At 34.7% G+C, this 19,003-nt stretch carries 12 protein-coding genes and 1 pseudogene; all 13 read left to right on the forward strand.

The window, feature by feature from the left end:
- Positions 1-188 precede the first annotated feature (188 nt).
- The 13 genes and pseudogenes from AA0017_RS19695 to AA0017_RS19755 all read left to right on the forward strand — a co-directional run bounded on the left by AA0017_RS19695 (position 189) and on the right by AA0017_RS19755 (position 18,914).
- On the forward strand, positions 189-404 hold the full coding sequence (locus AA0017_RS19695) for a helix-turn-helix domain-containing protein (RefSeq protein WP_413377209.1): 216 nt from the start codon (positions 189-191) through the stop codon (positions 402-404).
- 161 nt (positions 405-565) lie between these two features.
- Positions 566-3,598: an Eco57I restriction-modification methylase domain-containing protein gene (locus tag AA0017_RS19700; RefSeq protein WP_413377211.1), complete on the forward strand. Its 3,033-nt coding sequence runs from the start codon at positions 566-568 to the stop codon at positions 3,596-3,598.
- Positions 3,598-5,244 (forward strand): Eco57I restriction-modification methylase domain-containing protein, encoded by a 1,647-nt coding sequence (locus AA0017_RS19705; RefSeq protein ID WP_413377213.1) that lies wholly within the window; start codon positions 3,598-3,600, stop codon positions 5,242-5,244. The genes AA0017_RS19700 and AA0017_RS19705 overlap by 1 nt, the downstream gene beginning before the upstream one ends.
- Before the next feature lie 1,578 nt (positions 5,245-6,822).
- A complete protein-coding gene (istA, locus tag AA0017_RS19710; protein ID WP_413377215.1) occupies positions 6,823-8,376 on the forward strand; it encodes an IS21 family transposase in 1,554 nt (517 codons plus the stop codon).
- A 1-nt stretch (position 8,377) separates the two neighbouring features.
- On the forward strand, positions 8,378-9,145 hold the full coding sequence (gene istB / locus AA0017_RS19715) for an IS21-like element helper ATPase IstB (RefSeq protein WP_413377217.1): 768 nt from the start codon (positions 8,378-8,380) through the stop codon (positions 9,143-9,145).
- Positions 9,146-9,245: 100 nt separating this feature from the next.
- Entirely contained in the window at positions 9,246-10,580 is a 1,335-nt protein-coding gene (locus tag AA0017_RS19720; protein WP_413377220.1) for an ATP-binding protein, read from the forward strand.
- A gap of 278 nt (positions 10,581-10,858) precedes the next feature.
- Positions 10,859-11,857: a LytTR family transcriptional regulator DNA-binding domain-containing protein gene (locus tag AA0017_RS19725; RefSeq protein WP_413377222.1), complete on the forward strand. Its 999-nt coding sequence runs from the start codon at positions 10,859-10,861 to the stop codon at positions 11,855-11,857.
- A gap of 205 nt (positions 11,858-12,062) precedes the next feature.
- On the forward strand, positions 12,063-12,917 hold the full coding sequence (locus AA0017_RS19730; RefSeq protein ID WP_413377224.1) for an ABC transporter ATP-binding protein: 855 nt from the start codon (positions 12,063-12,065) through the stop codon (positions 12,915-12,917).
- On the forward strand, positions 12,914-13,660 hold the full coding sequence (locus tag AA0017_RS19735) for an ABC transporter permease (protein WP_413377225.1): 747 nt from the start codon (positions 12,914-12,916) through the stop codon (positions 13,658-13,660). The genes AA0017_RS19730 and AA0017_RS19735 overlap by 4 nt, the downstream gene beginning before the upstream one ends.
- Positions 13,661-14,284: 624 nt before the next feature.
- A complete protein-coding gene (locus AA0017_RS19740) occupies positions 14,285-14,968 on the forward strand; it encodes a hypothetical protein (RefSeq protein ID WP_413377227.1) in 684 nt (227 codons plus the stop codon).
- The gene (locus AA0017_RS19745; protein ID WP_413377229.1) at positions 14,955-15,470 is read left to right on the forward strand and encodes an oxygenase MpaB family protein; all 516 of its coding nucleotides are present in this window, start codon (positions 14,955-14,957) and stop codon (positions 15,468-15,470) included. Before AA0017_RS19740 ends, AA0017_RS19745 begins: the two co-directional genes overlap by 14 nt.
- Before the next feature lie 1,308 nt (positions 15,471-16,778).
- Positions 16,779-17,585: pseudogene (locus tag AA0017_RS19750) on the forward strand (SDR family NAD(P)-dependent oxidoreductase).
- A gap of 63 nt (positions 17,586-17,648) precedes the next feature.
- Positions 17,649-18,914, forward strand: a complete 1,266-nt coding sequence (locus AA0017_RS19755; protein ID WP_413377231.1) for an MFS transporter — start codon at positions 17,649-17,651, stop codon at positions 18,912-18,914.
- The last annotated feature ends 89 nt before the right edge of the window (positions 18,915-19,003 follow it).

Here is a 19,003-nt window from a genome sequence, read left to right on the forward strand (position 1 = left end):
GAATAGCTGTTAATAGATATGGATAAGAGTTTTACGTAAATATAGGTTTAATAAGAGATTTTCCTTCATTTAACAAAAGATGCTAAGTCATTATTAGATTGTTTTTGTAATATGAGTTTATGAATTTATGGTACACTTATAAATATAAAAAATATATAAATATATATATGGTTGTTGGAGGGAATTTTATGGGTTTTTCTTATAATAAGCTGTGGAAACTATTAATTGATAAAAAAATGAATAAGACAGCACTAAGAGATGCCATTGGCATAACGCCTTCTACTCTTGCTAGGTTAAGTAAAAACCAGAATGTTACAATGGAGGTTTTAGGTAAGATATGTAAGGAGTTAGACTGTAATATTGAAGATATTGTTGAGTATGTAAGAGACGATAACAAAGTATAACTATTTGTTTGTCACAAAATATATTCCCAAAAAAAATATATTTTTTCTTTAAGAATCGCCACACGAGAGAACTTACGTTCGGTATAATTGAGACACAATAAATTGGATATCTTCGTTTTGTGAATTTTAGATATAAAACATACATATGTGAGGTGGTATTAATGGAAATAAAACTATTAGTTGAAAAATATAAATCGGATCGTGAAACGTACCTTAAACCAACTTTTAATGAAACGCAAGTTCGTAATGACTTTATAGATCCTTTATTGAAATTTCTAGGTTGGGATGTAGATAATGAAAAAGGGAAAACACAGTTTTTAAGAGATGTAGTTCAGGAAGAGTATATAGAAGTTGAAGGTGAATCTTCAAAAAAAAATCCAGATTACACATTACGAATAAATGGGACTCGTAAATTATTTGTGGAGGTAAAAAAGCCTTCGGTTAATATTTTGAAGTCATCTAAGGCTGCATTTCAGGCAAGAAGATATGGATGGAGTGCTAATCTAGGAATATCAGTTCTTACAAATTTTGAGCATATTATAATTTATGACTGTCGATTTAAGCCAGAGCAGTCTGATAATGAGCATGTAGCCCGATACAAAATATTTTCTTATGACCAGTTTGTAGATGCTTTTGAAGAGATTAAAGAAATGATTTCCTTCGATGCTGCTAATTCAGGTGCATTAGATAGTATGTTTGATGTTGATAAGAGAATTGGACAAACATTTGATGAGTATTTCTTACAGCAAATCGAAAGTTGGAGGGAAAGGCTGGCTGTATCTGCTATTAATAAAAATCAGAACCTTAATGAGGATGATATTAACTATATTATACAAAGATTACTTAATCGAATTATTTTTCTAAGGATATGCGAAGATAGAACTATCGAAAAATATGAAACTTTGAAAGGGATAAAAAATTATGACGAATTGAAAAATGTATTTATTAAATCAGACAAGAAATTCAATTCTGGACTTTTTGATTTTATTGAAGATACGATATCTCTAAATGTAGATATAGATGCTGATGTATTAATTGAAATTTTTAACGAATTATATTTTCCTTTAAGCCCTTATGATTTTTCTGTGGTAGACTCGACTATATTAAGCCAGATATATGAGAGGTTTTTAGGAAGAAGAATAACGATTGAAAAGGGTCGGAAATTCCACATTTTAGAATCACCAGAAGTATATGCTTCAAATGGTGTGGTGCCTACACCAAAAATTATTGTAGAACAGATTGTACAAGATACATTGACACCATTAATTGAAGAAATGTCGTTTGAACAACTTTGTTCAATTAAAGTTGCAGATATATGCTGCGGTTCAGGAACTTTCTTGATTTCTGCATATGATTTTATCCTTAAAAAAGGAATGGAAAAGGCGATAAAAGAAAATTTAAATAATCACGAAATAATTCACCAGGTGGATGGAGACTTAAAAACTCTAACATTAAAAGCAAAACGTGAAATTTTAGAAAACACCATATATGGCGTTGATATTAATCCTTATGCTGCTGAAGTAACTGAGTTTAGTTTGTTGTTGAAATTACTAGAGGGGGAGAATGAAGCAACTGTAGAAAGCTTTATTAATCGTTACTCTGGAAAAATTTTGCCTAGTTTGAAAGAAAATATTAAGTGTGGTAACTCTGTAGTTGATAGTAAGTTTTATAAATTTATGCCAGAAACTCTAGAAGATGATCAAATATTATATAAAGTTAAACCTTTTGATTGGCAAAAAGAGTTCCCGTTTCTTATAGAAACAAACGGATTTGACGCCATAGTGGGGAACCCACCTTATGTTCGCATTCAAAATCTACAAAAATATAGCCCTGAGGAAATTAAGTACTATCAATCAAAAATTTCTGGATTTGGAGTTGCTAAAAAAGCAACAATTGATAAATATTTTGTGTTTATTCAACGTGCATTAGAACTTCTTAATCAAAGTGGTTACTTGGGGTATATAATACCGCACAAGTTCTTTTTGACGAAGGGAGGCAAAGAACTACGAGACTTTATAACAAGTTATGGTCAACTTTCAAAAATTATTCATTTTGGTGTTGCTCAAGTATTTCCTGAAAGGTCAACATATACAGCAGTGCTTATCCTACAAAAGGAAAAAATGAGTACTTTTAAATTTAAGAGAATTAAAAAAATATCTCCCGAAATGTTGGCGGATACGGAGGGGTTTCTTCAGTATAAATCAAGTAACTTTAATTCAACACCTTGGGTATTCCTTTCACCTGAAACAGAAGCTGTTTTTAATAAATTTTATAATGATCTATTTGTTCCTTTAAAAGAGGTTGCTGAAATAACTGTTGGACTTCAAACAAGTGCTGATAAAATTTATATTTTTGAACCAGAAGAAGAAACTCAAGATACTTTTATTTTTACTAAAAGTGGAGAAAGGTATGAAGTTGAAAAGGGAATTTGTCTTTCTGCAATTTATGATTTGTCCTTTGGTCTTTTCGATACTGTGGAGGCAAACGCACAGATGATTTTCCCTTATACAATTAATGGAACCACTGCTGAATTATTAATTGAAGAGGATTTCAAAACTAGATTCCCATTAGCTTGGACATATTTGAATAAATTTAAAGGAATCTTAGAAAAACGCAGTTTACAAGGGAAAACACCCAAATGGTATCAATTTGGGCGTTCTCAGAGTCTAGCGAAATTTCATCATATACCTAAATTAATATGGTCAGTTTTAGCAACTGAGGCACCATATGGGATTGATGAAAGTGATTTGCAGTTTACTGGTGGTGGGAATGGCCCTTACTATGCTTTACTTAATAAATCAAAGTATTCCTTACTTTACTTTTTAGGAATATTATCGCATCCTTTAATAGAAAATATGGTAAAGTCAGGAGCTAGTGAATTCCGTGGAGAATATTACTCACATGGTAAGCAGTTTATAGAAAATTTGCCGATAAGAAAAATCGACTTTAATAAAGCTGATGAAGTAGAGAAATACGATATTATTGTAAAAACGGTTGAAAACTTAATTAAAACTAAGATCAAATTGAATAAAGCAAATTATGGATCAAAAAGAACCGTTCTAAGAAGAAAAGAGAATGTGCTTTTTGGACAACTTATTCAAGTTATTAATGAATTATATGAAATAAATGATGAAGAATTTCAAACTGTAATGAATGATGAAATGTTTACAACTGAGTTAGGAGCAGACGAATAATGGGGCAAGTTAAAGAAAATCTAAGTGTACAAAAATTAAGAGGTGGTTATTATACCCCTCAAGCTATAGCAGATTTTTTGTGCCAATGGAGTATACAAAAAAGTACCAACAGTGTACTTGAACCAAGTTGTGGTGATGGCAGTTTTATTGAGTCAGCAATTCATAGATTTAAAGAACTTGGTATCGATGGAAAAAAGCTTGATGGTAAAATAAAAGGAATAGAATTGGTTGAAGAAGAGGCTCTGAAAGCAGAGGGTAGAGCAAAAACTTTAGGTCTCAAGTCAAAAACAATTATAAACAGTGATTTTTTTCAGTATGTCGAGAGTAATAAAGTTTGTAATTATGATGTTATAATTGGAAACCCTCCATTTATTCGGTATCAGAATTTCCCAGAGGAACATCGAGAACTGGCAATTGAAATGATGAGGAATCTTGGACTAAATCCAAATAAGTTAACAAATATTTGGGTTCCATTTCTTGTTGTGTCAGCATCTTTGCTGAATGACAATGGCAGGTTAGGGATGGTTATACCTGCGGAACTTTTTCAGGTTAAATATGCATCAGAAACTAGGGTATTTTTGTCAAAGTTTTTTGAACGCATTACAATTGTTACATTTAAAAAACTAGTATTTGAAAACATTCAACAGGAAGTGGTATTGCTGTTATGTGAAAAGAAAGTTGAGCATGGAAGGGGTATAAGAGTAATAGAATGTGAAAACTTGGGCGAGTTGAAAGATTTGGATTTTGCAGAAATAAATGGTTCGAATGTTAAACCTATTGATCATAGCACAGAAAAGTGGACGAAATATTTTCTTGATGAAGATGAAATTGATCTTTTAAAACGCTTAAAAACCGACCCTCGAGTTATGTCTTGTGTTGATATATTAGATGTTGACGTTGGGTTAGTTACGGGTAGAAATGAATTCTTTATGATGAAGGAAGAACAAGTAAAAGAATGGGGTTTGGAAGAATATACAATCCCGGTTACTAGTAAGTCTAATCAGCTAAAAGGTATCACATTTTCAGATGACGATTATAAAGAAAACTCAGAAACTCAAAAAGCGGTTCACTTATTTTTACCACCCGATGAAGATTTTCAAAACCTACCTGAAGTATGCCAAAAATACATTAAATATGGAGAAGAGCAAGGGTTTAATTTAGGATATAAAACTCGAATAAGGAAACGTTGGTATATAACGCCATCTAGATGGGTGCCAGATGCTTTTGCAATGAGACAAGTCGGAGATTATCCTAAAATAGTATTGAATGAGACAGGGGCTTCATCAACAGATACGATTCATAGAGTGAGGTTTAAAGATGATATTAATAAAGGGCTAGCAACTCTATCATTCCTTAATTCACTGACTTTTGCTTTTTCTGAGATTACAGGACGTAGCTATGGAGGGGGAGTAATGACGTTTGAACCTTCCGAAATTGAAGAGATTCAAATACCAGTATTAAGAGAAATATCGGTTGACTTTGAAGAGATTGATGAGCTTATTCGAAAGCGAGATATAGAAAAGGTGCTTGATATTATTGATCAAGCGTTACTTATTAAACACCACGGATTTAGTAATGAAGAAGTTTGTATATTGAGAAGTATTTGGAAAAAACTCTCACAAAGAAGAGTTAATAGAAAGAAGTAAATGGTTATAAAAGAAAGAAGCAAGTATCTATATTATTTAGTTTACTTGCTTCTTTTCTTGTATGATAACTAAATTCGGACAAGAGGGCAGCACTAAAGTAAGCCTTTTAACCTGAATTTTTTAGGAAAGTACCTCTAATGTTGTTTTCTTTCTTTTATCTGGATAATACTCTAATCTAGGCAAGTCCTATTCCCATTATAAATTAGCCTATTTTGTAAGTACTATCAACTCTACACATGTGGATTTAACCTACTAGACCATTAACATTTGTCACCCTGAAAATTTTATAGGTAATCTTTCGTACTTTATTGTTGCAAGACATTCACTTCGTTTCTTAGATAAATGTTTATTCTTTTGAAATAAACATTTAATGACAACTTAGATAAAGAATAAAGTATGGGATGTTTTCCTTAACCTATATTTATGATAGAGTCCTTAACTTTTAGCTACCCTTAAATCATTACGGTGAACCGTATCATAAGTAAATGAGGTTTTAACCAAATGCCTCTCCTAAAGGTTGGGGAGGCTAGAACATAATAAGTATTTTATGGAAAAGAAAGCGCTTCGCCTATCGATTCGAAAAACGTGAAAATGGAGATTTTGCTTTGCATAATCGAAAACCCTCCTCTTATTTACCCCGAAACGAGCTCCATTCTGCATATAACCGAAAAATCTCCGCTTATTTTACTTTCGCTAGTTACTTATTCAAGGATCAGAATTCTTATTGAAAAGGAAGTGAGATGGATGGACTTCATTCTTTTAATTATCTCAAAAAAATCCAAGAGAACCGAACCGTATCATAAGTAACTGCGAAATTCTTTAAGTAGGAAAGCCTCTTTGCCTTTGCAAGTTATATAGTTAGGAATCTAACGCTCTCACATTTAATTTTTCAAGTTATCTATTTAATCTTCTTACATATTCGCCATCTCCTGCTTTAGAGAAATGACTAAAGAGTATAAGACAATTGTTAAATTGTCCATATGAGATAAATGAGATTGAAATCAATAGCATTTCTATTACAATTTATTTATAAGCACATATTCCATATGAGATAAATGAGATTGAAATCAATAGCATTTCTATTACAATTTATTTATAAGCACATATTCCATATGAGATAAATGAGATTGAAATCAATAGCATTTCTATTACAATTTATTTATAAGCACATATTCCTATATGAAAAAATAATGATATCCTTAATAGGTTGAATTGAATAACTTACAAAATAAATGGTAGATGGTGGCTTTAATGATAATAGAATCTAGAATTGCTTATATATATAATTCACACCAAAGATGTCTTAATAAAAAAATGAATCCTCATAATTTTTCAGCTCCTAAAGAAAAGTTGCCTAAAAGTGAGTTGGAACAAAGGAAGAGGATGCTTGATGATACCATTTCTGTAGCAAGAACATTTATGATGAAGTTAAATAGCTGAATTAGATGGGACAGTGTAACTGCTAGACTAAATTGAACAGTTTTTGCTTGATAAAAATGAACACTTTCTGCTAATTAACCTCCAATCAGTTAAAATCAAGAAGTATGAATATGACTGAGGTACTGGAGGAACGGGAAGGTGTTGAAATTAGAAGTGATTGTAGAAGTTCATCAATTGAAACGACAGGGTTTTAAAGTTGCAGCTATTGCAAGAAAATGCAAATTATCCAGAACAACCGTTTATGAATATCTAGAAAAAGATTTTGAGGAAGCTTATAGGTGGGTGGATGACTTAAAGACAAGAAAAAGAAAACTTGATCCTTTCGAGAATCAAATTTTAGGCTGGCTAAAAGAGCATCCAGATTTATCTGCCTCACAAATCTCTGATTGGTTAGAGGAACGTTGTTCGTTCACTGATATAGGTGATAGTACGGTTCGTACATATGTTAGAGAACTTCGGGAGAAATACCATATACCTAAAAACGTCATGTTTAGAAGTTATGAAGCAATAGAAGAATTGCCAAAAGGAAAACAAATGCAAGTGGATTTTGGAGAACTAAAGATTAAGACTTTTGAAGGGAAATGGATAAAAATATATGTAATTGCCTTTGTACTTTCTCACTCACGTTATAAATATGCGGAGTGGCAAGATCGACCTTTTACTACTCGTGATGTGTTACGTTGTCATGAGAATGCATTTGAGTATTATGGAGGCAGAACAGACGAGATTGTATATGACCAAGATAAGCTTATGACAGTAAGTGAAAATGGAGGCGACATTATATATACGGAAGAGTTTCAAGCTTATAAACAACAAAGAGGGTTTTCGGTTTATTTGTGTAATGCAGCAGATCCAGAAACGAAAGGTAAGATTGAAAATGTGGTGAAATTTATTAAAAGAAACTTTGCGAAAAATCGAGTGTATCATCAGCTAGAAACTTGGAATGAGCAATGTTTAGCTTGGCTTGATAGAAAAGGAAACTATCAAGTACATAACACAATAAAAAAGAGACCTGTCGAAGTGTTTGCCCTGGAAAAGCCACACTTACGAGAAGTCTCCTCCTTACTCTCTTTCGAGAGTAACCATGGAACAAGTATAACAAGAACTGTCCATAAGGACAATATTATCAAATTTCAATCGAATCGTTACTCGCTACCACTTGGAACTTATAAACCACAGGGAGATAATACCGTCTATATTCGAATTGATAAGGAAGAACTTATTATCGAAAAGACCCCTGGAGGTAAACAATTAGCTACCCATCCTCTTTCAAGAGGAAAAGGGCAGTTGATAAAGAACTCGGATCATTCAAGAGATAAGTCAAAAGGTATACAAGCATATATGGAAACGATAAAAGCTTCTTTTGATGAACAGGATAAGATTCAACTATTTCTTGAAGAAGTTGAAAAGCGATATCCGAGATACATGCGAGATCAGTTACAGATTTTAAGCAGAGCCGTAAAGAACTTTGAACCATTTACTGAAACTGCCTTAGAAATTTGTATTAAGCAGACCTTATGGAGTGCCAATGATTTTCATGATGTCGTTAGACATTTAGCGAGGATTCAAGATCAAGAGAGTATTATACCCTCAACTGATATTCCAACTGTAGAAATGTCCTCCACTTACTACAAAGAAAAAGCATTGGTTAGAGAACTAGATGGTTATCTTAAGATTTTAGGAGGTGTGTAAGTTGGAATACTCAGTAGAGAGTTTACAAAGACAACTGCATCATTTAAGAATGTCCGAAACATCTAAGGAGCTGCCTTCTTTTTTGCGGAAAGCAGAGTCACACTCATGGACCTATCAAGAGTTTCTTCGGGAATTACTTTCTTATGAGGAAAAACGTCGAGAAGAAAAGATGATCGAAAAACACTTGAAGTGGGCAAAGTTCCCTTATCAAAAAAGTCTTGATGAGTTTGATCTTAAAGAATTGCCATCACTTAGTAAGAGACAATTAAGACAGCTCCAAGAGCTCTCTTGGCTTGATGAATCTTTTAATCTACTATTTTTAGGGCCACCAGGTGTTGGCAAAACGCATATAGCTATTGGGATTGGGTTAGAAGCTATTCATAAAGGGCACCGTGTGTCATTTGTGTCCATGGGAGAATTAATCCCTCTATTAAAAAGTGAGGAGTATCTCCGTAAATCCCAACTGAAAATGAAGAGAATTAGAGAAGCTGATCTGATTATAATTGATGATCTTATGTATATGGCCATGGATCAAAATGAAGCTAATCTCTTTTTCCATCTAATTAATCATCTTTATGAACGAAGTTCTATTATTCTTACATCAAATAAAGGACCCGAGGAATGGGGAGAACTAATAGGAGACAAAGGAATAACAACGGCGATTTTAGATCGCCTTCTCCATCGCTCTGAAGTTGTTCACTTTGATGGAGCTAGCCATAGAATTAAGTATCGAGAGTCTTTGTTTCAAGCGAAAAGTGTTCAAAATTAATGAGCAAAAAGTGTTCAAAACTACTTGACGGTTACAGACAGCTGTTTTAATCGTTATTACGGATCATGAAGGATACATTATAGAGTTGTACGGAGATGAAATGATTAAGTGGCAAATTGAATCATTAGGTTTATCTACTGGAATCAGATTAAAGGAAGAAGAGGTGGGAACGAATAGTATTGAAATGGCATTAAAAATGGGACAATCTGCCCAACTCATTTGGCCAGATCATTTCTTTCATTGTTTGCATGAAAGTGCTTGTTTCTCTGTCCCATTTTATTCATTAGGTAAGATAAGCGGGACCATTTCGGTGATGATGGCCGCTCATCATGCAAGTTCTTTCCATTCAGCGCTTCTCCAGTCTGCTGTAGATTCTATAGAACGGGAAGTGAGAGTAAAGCAGCAGAATAAGAAATTATTAGTCTTAAATCAAGTGCTAATGGAAAATAGTCGAAACGGGGTCATTTTGGCGAATGAGGACGGAAAAATAGTCGAAATAAATCCTTTTGCTGAGAAAGTATTATCTTGCAATAAAGAAGAAATATGTAATCGCCAAATTACAGAAGTAGCAGTTATCGGAGGATATATGGGAAATGTTTTGAGAGGTAGTAAAAAGTACGAAGATATAGAAATATCCATATCAAATAAAACGTATTTATTTGACTCATTTCCAATTTATAATGAATCCAACCAAATAAATGGAGTATTTGGCCAGTTTAGAGATATTACAGAAAGGCTCGCTTTAGAAAGGCAACTTATGCTAAGTGAGAAATTATCAGCAATAGGAAAAATAAGTGCCGGACTTGCTCATGAGATTCGAAATCCACTTACCTCAATCATAGGTTTATTAGAAGTCTTTAAGGGAAATTTAAGAACAGATAATGACAAGCAAAAAGAATATTTTAGAATCATCTTCAGTGAATTAGAAAGAATAAAAAATCTTGTTCAGCAATTTGTGATGATGGCTAAACCTGATGCAAAAGAAGTCTCAAAATCTAGAGTGAGCATACATGAACTTATTGAAGATATTTTGACGTTAATGGAAAATGATTTTAGAAATAAAAACATAAAGATTCATTATCAAGCTTTTTATAAAGATAAAATTAATGTAGATAAGGATAAAATCAAGCAAGTTTTTCTAAACATTTTACAAAACTCCTTTGATGCCATCGACTTTGATGGCAACATATCAATTGATATCCATCAGAGTCAATCTGATAATGGGATTGAAATGACAATCAGAGATGATGGAGCTGGAATGGATAAAGATACTTTAGAAAAGCTATCTACTCCATTTCATTCAACGAAAAAAAACGGGTTAGGTCTAGGATTATCGATGAGCTATCATATGATTGAGCTACATAAAGGAAGAATAAAAGTAAAAAGTGAGAAGGGGAAAGGGACAATCTTTACAATATGGTTGCCACTAACTTAAAATTCAATAAATAAGACATTTTTACTTTCCAAACATCATTTTTAAATCCCTGTTATTACTTTTGGAAATTTGTATTAATGGTTTAATAAATATTTTAGAAAACCTCATTTAGCTAAATTACGGTGAGCCATACGATAAATAGGTGGAGTAGTGGCAGCAAATCGGAAAACCCGCATCGTTTAAATCGAGGTCCAACGCGAAGTTTCCTTTACAACCTTGCAGTGACGGTCACTCAATTGAATAATGTTCATAAATAAAAAAATGAAAGTGTGTATACCATGACATTAATCACGTTAGAGAATGTGTTAAAACAAGAAGGCAACCGAACGGTCTTAAAAGATATCACATTAGCGATTGAAGAAACCTCTCAAATTGGCATTAAAATGTCTGGTGAGGAAACGGGGATGTTATTTGAACTCATCGTGGGGAATCAAATTCCTTCTAGTGGACATATTCAAAGAGATACAAAATTAATCTTGACAGAGAAAAGTGATGATGACTTATATGAGACGATGACCGTTCAAAGCTACTTGAAATTCTTTAAGAAAATAGCTGATTTTCAAGCCCCACTAGAAGAGTATATTGCTACATTTTCGCTATCGGATGTTTGGCAAACGAAAATAAAGAAGCTGACAAAAGAACAGAAAAAAAGAGTGAGCTTATTTCGTATGTACTTATTTTCGCCGGAGCTTATATTGATTGAAGATCCATTAAATAATTTAACAGATGAAGGAATTGAACTCTACTTAAAAGCAGTCGAACACCTTCGCTCATATCATATCTCCACCCTTTTCACGTCGAATTATATCGAGGATTTATTACTTTTAAGTAGCGAAATTTATCGTTATGACCGTTCAAAAGGGTTAGAAAAGACGGATCTTGTCGAAGAATCGGATTTTATTTCCCGGGAAAAAAGTGAGAGTGAAACGATTCAACCGAAGAATGTTTTTAAAGTGACTTGTAAAATGGCGGATAAGACGATTTTCTTTAGCCCTGATGAGATTGATTATATTGAAAGCATTAACAGTGTCAGTAATATTCAAATTGGAAATGAGTATTTTCCAACAGACTTAACGATGAATCAATTAGAGGAGAAACTAATAAAATTTGGTTTTTTTAGATGCCACCGCTCCTATTTAGTAAATTTACAACGTGTCTCTGAATTAATTAGCTATTCGAAAAATAGCTATACATTAATTTTGAAAGGCAATCCCCATGCAAAGCTTCCTCTTTCACGCAATCGTTTGGAGGAAATGAAACAATTAATTACGTTTTAACGTACTACTCGGGTTGAAATGAGTTCATTTCAGCCTCTTTTTTGTACATTTGAGCTTTTTTAAGTACTGTTCATCCGACTTTTACGACTTTTCCCTCACTGTTCACTAAACTTATGAGCAGATGGACATTCTAAAGAAAAAATGATTTTAGATAAAACGATTTAGAAGGTCTAACGAAATATCTTCATTTAGGAGTGGATAGAAAATGGAAAAGCAAGCAGTCATTCACGTTGAACATTTAGCGAAAAAGTTCAAAGAACATTCTGCTTTAAAAGATCTTTCTTTTTCAGTACATGCAGGTGAAATTTTTGGCTTTCTCGGCCCATCTGGCTCAGGAAAGACAACAACGATAAAAATATTAACAGGACAATTAGCACAAACTTCAGGTAAAGCCTATGTGTTAGGGCAGCCTGTTGAACAAATTAATAAAAGTATTTATGAACAAGTTGGAATTGTGACCGATAATAGTGGATTATATGAAAAAATGACGGTTTATAATAATTTAAAATTATTTGCAAAAATTTTAGATGTAGGAAAAGAACGTATTGACTTCCTTTTAAAAAGAGTTGGTTTATCTGACCATAAAAATAAATTGGCCAACCAATTATCGAAAGGAATGACACAGCGGTTGGTTCTCGCAAGAGCTTTGTTACACCAACCGAAAGTACTTTTTTTAGATGAACCTACGAGTGGTTTAGATCCAAGTACAGCTGAAGCCGTTCATGAGCTTCTAAACGAATTAAAAGAGAGTGGAACGGCTATTTTCCTAACTACCCATAACATGGATGAAGCAACAAAACTTTGTGATCACGTGGCTCTGTTAAATGAGGGTCTTATTGTCGAGCACGGAGTTCCGAAAGATGTCTGCCTTAAGTACAATCGCAATAAACGATACCAAATACAGTTAACAGATGGGAAAGAGTTCATATTACCACATTCTGAAGAGACGACACTTAAGGTTCAACAATGGATGGCGAAGGACGAGCTTATCACAATTCATTCATGTGAACCGACATTAGAAAAAGTCTTCTTAGAAGTAACAGGGAGGGAATTACTATGAACATTTCATTAAGAAAAGTTAATGCGATAATCGGAATGAAATTTCAAACGATACTAAGTAATACCGGTGTTATTGTAGGACCAGTCTTAGCAATCATTTTTGCCTTTGCGATGAGACATGTAATGCCAGACGTTGATGTCAATGAAGCAGGTTTTGTTTTTTCAACGGGTGCCTTTGTACTTAGCTTTGGGCTTATATTTAATATTGCGATCGCGGGTATTTCTATGAGCAGTAGCCCTTTAGCTGAAGAAAAAGAAAAGAACACCTTACGAGTCTTAATGACATCGTCCGTTAACGGATTAGAATATTTAATCGGAACGTTGATACCACCATTATTAATTCTCATGGTAGCCAATATCATCATGATTCCTGCTAGTGGCGTATCATTTACAGAAGTGCCTTTAGCCAGTTACATCATCATGACGACTGTCGCTAGCTTAATTAGTCTATTAATTGGCTATATCGTCGGTATTTTGGCTAAAAACCAGGCCCAATCAGCTCTCTATAGTATGCCTGTAACCCTTATTTTTACTTCTGTACCGGTAATCAAATTTCTCAAAGAAGATATCGCTTACCTTGTGGACTACACGTATACCGGTGTATTAACCAATTTTGCAAGTGATTTGTTTGCTCATGGTAGCTACCAATGGAATCTGTTTGATAGCACCGTTCTTTTTGGTTGGTTTATTATGGCTGCAGGTATCTTTGTTTATGCTTATAAGAGAAACGGATTGGATAGTTAGTCGTCCATGCAGTGTAAAATCAGTACTGCGCACCCCGAATAAAAGGTGACTTTTAAGGTAGATACTTGAAAATGAGTAGTTCTTTTCAAAAAAACCTGAAGGAGCGATGAAACTATATCATTGAAGAAAAAAAATAAACGTTTTGCAGAAATTAGTGCAACATAATCGGAACGTTCTTTGCCATATTTGGGTTGGCCACGAAACCGGTGTCCACTATTGAATTGTATGGAATCTATAAGGTAGCGGCCTAACCTCTTTATTAGATGAGAAAGGCTAGATCATAGTAGATTTAGAAGCATCTAACCAGTAATTAGATGACTAGATATATCATAATATGCCTGTTTTGAAAATAAAATCATGAACTACAGCTTGTTGAATGAAGTGTTACACTGTAATGATAGGAATAAATAGGGCGAGACTCCTTTGCGAGCCTCGCCCTATTTATGGAGCGGTAACCTGTGGGGATGTTCGACTAACTTTTATATAGTATAAAAATCCCCCCATTCTAACCCCCTATTTTGTGCTCATTGATCCAGGTAATTCCATGTGTTAGCGTAAAATGATAAGGATACTAAATCTAAATGTAATGCCAATCATTTATTTTATAGTAAAGGAGATATGAACATGTTCAAAAAGCCTACGGATTGGCCTTCAACTCGTCCTTCCTGTCAATCAATCTTTGCCCAATTTGGTCAAGATAGGATGATGTTAATCAATTGGGCATTAAATACTGGTGATCCATTGGCAGATGCTCTTGTTAGTGAGATGCATGACATTGGTATGAAAAAAGGTCATGAACAATTCAGGTTAGCTGCTAAAGAAGGTCTACGAGCAGTAAGTGATCCAACTCCTGCTCTTATTAGTTTTTTTACTGAGGTTGAAGAAATTGCGAATCAAACAGATGATTATTTACTGGAGGAAGCTTGTCTTCCTTTTTTTACAATTCCAAGATATATTCATACGATTTCACTAAGTGCAGGAGGTTTATTGCGCGTTTACAGTTCTCCATCCATCGCTTATGTGTTAACAGCCACAGGTAGATTGAATATAGGGGCTGAACGCAGACTTGTTGAAACATCAAAGTGGTTGTATACAGCTACACTTCCAGGTTCATTACGTCGTGGAAATGCTGGCTATGTTGATACTTTATATGTACGTTTGCTACATGCTCATATGAGAAATGTCGCCCGTGAAAAAGGGTTCGATGAATCAAAAGAAGGTGTGGCCATTAATCAAATTGATTTGGCAAGGACGTGGATTGATTTCACTTTTACGTCTTATACGGTTTTCGGCTATGTTAGGCTATGAACTTACTGCAGAAGAACTAGAAAAACTATATTTCTACTGGGAGCATTTAGGAAGGCTGCTAGGGGTAACAGAAAGATTAACCTCTGGCATTAAAGATCATGCCTCCGCTGAAAGAATTGATGAATTACTGCAAAGTGTAACGAAAGCTCCAAACGAAGCATCACTAGCGTTGACGAATGCTACATTAATAACGATTGTTAATGCTTTAAAGGAACAGACGAACCTACCTCCTAAAATAACGAGAACACTATTACATACAGTAGCTAGACGAATACAAGGAGATGCAATCGCCGACCAATTTCATATTCCCTATTCAGGAACAGGCGAAATCATTCTCAATCAAATAAAGAAATCAACACAGAAAAAAAGAAGACGATTGCGAAAAAATGAACAGGAATGGAAATCACTCATAAATAAAAATATTGAAGCAAACAAAAAGGTGAGGGGAGAAGCGGATGCCCCAACTGCATATGAGAGAGGGGCTTCACGTGCGAATGATTAAGAGTTGTTTTGTAAATAAGAATTAATTGTTAAAAGTAGATGATTTCGGCATTGTCCTCAATGAAATCAAAATCAAGCTCGATTTTATCTATGCAACTGGGTCGAGCTTGGTAAGGTTTGATTGTGACCTTGTGCAATAAGAGTTATATCTTGTTTTGTTTAAGTGATTCGCAATAGCTTTTAAACCTTTACCATCTGCATACAAAGTAAAGGTAAGAAGAATAATTTTGCTTCTTTAGGGTTGATGATCGGTTCTTTTTTAATAAAGATTTTCCAAAAATTCACCAGTCATTCCAACTTCATATTTTCTGATAGTGTGCTTCCATTCATTTCTGCAATAAAAGAATCAGGCAGGTAAAAGCATTGAAATTAGAGCTCTATACAAAAAACTTATGATGGAATTCTTTTTAAATTACGACTCTACGCACAGCGTGAAGAAGTAGAAAGCCTTCATGCGCCACAAATTGAGACCACTGAAAAACGGACTACTCGTTAAAATATGGTTATATTAGTTAGCATACTCCGTGAGCTGCATGCTCGTAGCAATCGCGGGTGAGTCTCGAGCCTCCTCGCTAAACGCTGTGAGTTCTCCCATCCGTCACTAATCCTACAGAGTCTCCGGCCATTCCGCTCGCTTCGTTTCGGATATTGGAATTAGTTAGAGGCTTTTTCAGTGTCTTCCCACAAATTACAGTTAAAATTACAATATAATGGAAGAGCAAGAGCTTGGAGTTAGTATCGAAAATACTATTTACAAATGTTAGTGTACTAACGGAGACGCTGAGCCTAATAAATGAAACAGGTATATTTCAGGCCATTGACTATTTAGAAAAAGTTGAGAGAATTCTTTTTTGGGCTCATCATTAATGACGGTGATAGAAGCCAGAAATAAGTAAATGAGAATCCCAAACAAATACAGAGTGCTCAATTGATGCTCATATACAGATCATATCAGCCTCATAGATAAGGAAAAAAATCATCTCACAAGTGAGGATAAACTATTAGGCGAGGTTAGCTAATACTTATTGCAAATGTTTCATTATTCAGTTACTATTTAGTTGACTAATATTTAGATGTCTAATAGTTTTGGATAGAAATAGATATCTAGATGTAGCAAGGAAGAGTGGTATTTTTTATCAGATAATCCATCTTCCTATGACGATTTCATAGCAATGAGCAATTTGGAGAAAGTTTTGTAAATATGCAAGCCAATAATGTTGCAAGACTAGAGGCTTATTGTGAGTGTTATGAGAAAGTCAACATTTGCTGTAGTAAAAAAGGATCTTTTAAGAAAGGGGCTTTTGGAACAATGGGGAGAGTAGAGAATAAGGTAGCGTTAATCACTGGTGGTGCTTCAGGTATAGGGTTGTCGGCAGCTACTTTATTGGCGAAGGAAGGTGCCAAGGTCGTCATTGCAGACTTTAACCTTGAAGGGGCGAAACAAGCAGCAGAGGATATTAAGAATCAAGGTGGAGATGCTGTTGGTATCTTTCTTGATGCAGGAGATGGCGGGACAATAGAGAAAGCGGTTTCATAAGCAGTTCAGCATTATGGCAAGATCAATGTGCTGTTTAATAATGTCGGCTTAACGAATCTGAAGAAGGATTTAGATGTGGTGAATATCGACCTTGAAGAATGGGACCGTCTAATGAATGTCAATCTAAAAAGTGTGTTACTAGGTAGCAGATATGCCATTCCACATATGATCAAGGCCGGTGGTGGCTCGATTATTAACACGGCATCGATGGCAGGCTTTGCTGGAGATGCGATCCGTGTGGCATATGGAGCTTCAAAAGCGGCTGTTGTGAATCTTACAAAATATATTGCTACTCAATATGGAAAAGATCACATTCGTTGTAATGCGGTAGCACCTGGGTTGATTTTAACTCCAGCTGCCAAAAATAATATGTCAGATGAAGTATTGGATATTTTCGAGAAATATAATGCGTTGCCATACCATGGTGAAGCTGATGATATCGGTTATACTGTATTATTTCTCGCTTCGGATGAGTCAAAATTTATTACGGGTCAGACGATCCAAGTCGAAGGTGGGCATTATATTGGAAATCCTAGTACTCCAGACTTCAGAGATTATATGAATAAAGTGCAAATCTAAAAACTGCCTTTAATGATTTTATATGTCTTAAATAATGTGAACTGTAAGAAATGGGGTTACTATGTGAGTGTGAATAAAAGTAAATTTCATTATGCATGGTGGATATTAATTGCACTTTGTATCATTGTCGGATTAGGAAAAGGCGGTTTAAATAACTCTGCCGGCCTATTCTTGTCACCTGTTACACAGGAACTTGGAATTGGGATGGGAAATTTAACACTTTATTTTAGTGTTTCGGCCGTTGTTACGATGCTCTTTTTACCAATAGGCGGTAAATTGATGGCGAAATATGATACGCGTTTTATTCTAATCATTGGAATCATCTTTCAAGCTGGAGCTTTTGCATTATTTGGTTTAATGAGTTCTGTATGGGGCTGGTATATCCTAGCTGTTCCATTAGCGGTCGGCGGAGTATTTATAACGGTTATTGCAGGACCGGTTATCATTAATCAGTGGTTTAAAAAGCGTAATGGACTAGCACTTGGGATTATGACTGCCGCTGGAGGAGCACTTGGTGCGATTTCACAGCCAATTGTCGGTAATTTGATTGCTAATCAAGGCTGGAGGTCCGCTTATATGATAGTTGGAGTTACGGTTATGATTATTGTGATTCCAGTCGTTTTGCTCCTTATCAAACGGTCACCTCAGGCCAAGGGGCTGCTTCCTTTTGGAATGGAAGTCAAGGAACAGAATGGAAATCAAGCGGCAAGTGAAACAGAGGAAAAAGGTGTGGCGATGTCAGTGGCGAAGAAATCTCCAGCTTTTTACGCATTAATTGTCTTTTTCTTTCTTATTACTTCCATTGCCAGCTTTTCTATGCATGTACCAACTTATTTAATCAACAAAGGATTTGATGTTACTTTTGCAGGCAATGTAATGGGAACCTATATGATTGGGATATTGATCGGGTCATTGGTAATTGGCTTCCTAAGTGACAAAATTGGTTCCAAAAATACAGCTATTTTAGCGATGACTGCTGGATTACTTTCGATCGGTTTCTTATTACTTTCTGAATCAAGTGTCGTGCTCATCACGCTCGCTGTTGGACTTTTTGGGGTAATTTCTTCATCAATCGGTACATTAGTACCAGCTCTTACATCAAGTTTATTTGGGAATAAAGAATATAGTCAAATTTACTCAACGGCTTCGATGGGATTAGCTATCTCCTCTATCGTTGCCTTGCCAGCCTACGGTTATGTTTTTGACTTTACAGGCAGTTATACTCTTGTACTATACGCAATCATCATTATGTTAGTTATTAGTATTGTATGTGTCTTCATTGCTTATAAAGATAAAAAGAGATTGGAGCAGGAAGGACATTGGAGTTAACTTACGTCAGTTGTCCCTATTAGATGTTGATCTCAAGTTTGAGGATACAATTTGCTGATATTTAGATATCTAAATATATTCAGAAAAGA

The sequence above is a fragment of the Alkalihalobacillus phoenicis genome (genome assembly GCF_047302405.1).
Taxonomy (GTDB): Bacteria; Bacillota; Bacilli; order Bacillales; family Bacillaceae_D; genus Alkalihalobacillus.

Excerpts from the sequence above, each read along its gene's own strand:
- AA0017_RS19695 (WP_413377209.1), top strand. The coding sequence starts at position 189 with ATGGGTTTTTCTTATAATAAGCTGTGGAAACTATTAATTGATAAAAAA.
- AA0017_RS19720 (WP_413377220.1), top strand. The coding sequence starts at position 9,246 with ATGATTAAGTGGCAAATTGAATCATTAGGTTTATCTACTGGAATCAGA.
- AA0017_RS19735 (WP_413377225.1), top strand. The coding sequence starts at position 12,914 with ATGAACATTTCATTAAGAAAAGTTAATGCGATAATCGGAATGAAATTT.
- AA0017_RS19730 (WP_413377224.1), top strand. The coding sequence starts at position 12,063 with ATGGAAAAGCAAGCAGTCATTCACGTTGAACATTTAGCGAAAAAGTTC.
- AA0017_RS19700 (WP_413377211.1), top strand. The coding sequence starts at position 566 with ATGGAAATAAAACTATTAGTTGAAAAATATAAATCGGATCGTGAAACG.
- AA0017_RS19745 (WP_413377229.1), top strand. The coding sequence starts at position 14,955 with ATGTTAGGCTATGAACTTACTGCAGAAGAACTAGAAAAACTATATTTC.
- AA0017_RS19725 (WP_413377222.1), top strand. The coding sequence starts at position 10,859 with ATGACATTAATCACGTTAGAGAATGTGTTAAAACAAGAAGGCAACCGA.
- AA0017_RS19740 (WP_413377227.1), top strand. The coding sequence starts at position 14,285 with ATGTTCAAAAAGCCTACGGATTGGCCTTCAACTCGTCCTTCCTGTCAA.
- AA0017_RS19705 (WP_413377213.1), top strand. The coding sequence starts at position 3,598 with ATGGGGCAAGTTAAAGAAAATCTAAGTGTACAAAAATTAAGAGGTGGT.